Origin of the sequence: Bradyrhizobium neotropicale (assembly GCF_001641695.1) — a bacterium.
Taxonomy (GTDB): domain Bacteria; phylum Pseudomonadota; class Alphaproteobacteria; order Rhizobiales; family Xanthobacteraceae; genus Bradyrhizobium; species Bradyrhizobium neotropicale.
In genome coordinates this window covers 3,473-5,153 of sequence record NZ_LSEF01000025.1, presented here as the reverse complement: position 1 = coordinate 5,153, position 1,681 = coordinate 3,473, and the positions used below count along the sequence as shown (strand labels likewise).

Below are 1,681 nucleotides of genomic sequence, written 5' to 3'. Positions count from 1 at the left end.
CGGAGGCGCCGGCGGCGGTGGCGGCCTCGGCGCCGGCGGTGCGGTGTTCGTGCAGGAAGGCGGTTCGCTGACGATTGCCGGCAGCTCGGTCTCCGGCAACTCGGTCACGGCGGGGCTGGGCAACCACGGCGGAGGCGACGGACAGGCGCTCGGCACGGGCATTTTCATCCAGGGCAACCAGACCATCACCTTCGCGCCAACCGCGGGCGAGGACGCCGTTATTTCCGATGCGATCGCCGACCAGGGCGGCAACGGCGGCAGCGGTCACGTCGAGATCGCAGGCAGCGGCACCGTGCACTTCGCCGGTGCCAACAGCTATGTCGGCGGCACCACCATCGACAGCGGCAGCACGCTCGAGGTCGAAGCTGGCGGCAGCGCCGGCACCGGCGCCATCATCGACAACGGCATGCTGCGGTTCGAGGCGCCGGGTACGATCGCGAGCGCGATCACGGACAATGGCGCGATCACCATCGACAACGATGGCACGTTCGAATTCCAGGCCACCGTCACGGGCACGGGAACGTTCAATTTTGCCCAGGGCCACGCGATCGCGGCGGTGTTCGACAGCGGCGCGCCGACCGTGACGCTCAAGGGCTTCGCTATCGGCGACACCATCGATCTCAAATCGGTTGTCGCGACCTCCTATACGATCGATGCGAACAACGTCATGACGCTGAAGAATGTCAGCGGCACGGTCGTGGCGACGCTGCATTTCGACTCGGCACAGCATTTCGATGTCAGCTTTGGGCTGGTCGCGGACGGCAATGGCGGCACCAATGTCCGCCTGGCGCAGACCAGCTTCACGGTGAGCACCGCGGCCGAGCTCAACGCCGCACTGACGGCGATGAGCCAGGGCGGCAACGCCTATGGCGCCAACCTCAATTACACGATCCATTTCGGCGCCAATATCTCGCTGGCGTCGCTGTCGTCGAACCTTGCCGCCATCAATCTCGCGAACGGCAGCACGCTGACGGTCGATGGCGCCGGATTCACGCTCGATGGCGCCAATACCCATCGCGGCTTCTTCGAATATGCCGGCAATGCCACGTTCAAGGACCTGACCATCGCGCACACGCTGGCGCAGGGTGGCGCCGGCGGCAGCACGGCGGTCGGCGGTGGCGGTGGCGGCGCCGGACTCGGCGGCGGCCTGTTCGTCGCAGCCGGCGCGTCCGCCGTGCTCGACCACGTGCAATTTGCCTACGACCGCGCCCGCGGCGGCGCGGGCGGTTCGGTCCTTTACCCAGGGTCCCCGGCCGATCCCCACGGTGGTGGCGGCGGCGGCGGCATGGGCACCAGTGGCAGCGGGTCGGGCCCGAGATATCTCTACGCGCCCAGCCATGGCACGGGAACGACCTACGCCGGCGGTGCCGGCGGTAGTCTCGGAATCTCAAACCTTCCTTCCAGTGGCGGCTTGGGCGCCCGGCCGGCATTGTGGCTCGACGGACAGGCGGGAGGTTTTGGCGGCGGCGGTGGCGGCGGCAGCGGGATTTATCGCTCGCTTTCACCAACACCATTCGCCGGTGGAGCCGGAGGTTTCGGCGGCGGCGGCGGTGCCGGCGGCGATGAGTGGGCACTCAGGTGGCCTGGCTCCATTGGCAGCAATAGCGTCGGCTCCCAGGGCGGCAATGGTGGCTTTGGCGGCGGCGGCGGCGCCGGCGGCAGTCACCAATCCTACGGCGGG

The 1,681-nt window shown here is 68.4% G+C and carries 1 protein-coding gene; it reads left to right on the top strand.

The window, feature by feature from the left end; translation table 11 throughout:
- Nucleotides 1–1,681, top strand: a 1,681-nt coding sequence (locus tag AXW67_RS44735) for an autotransporter outer membrane beta-barrel domain-containing protein (protein WP_488226170.1), incomplete at both ends; no start/stop codon positions are given.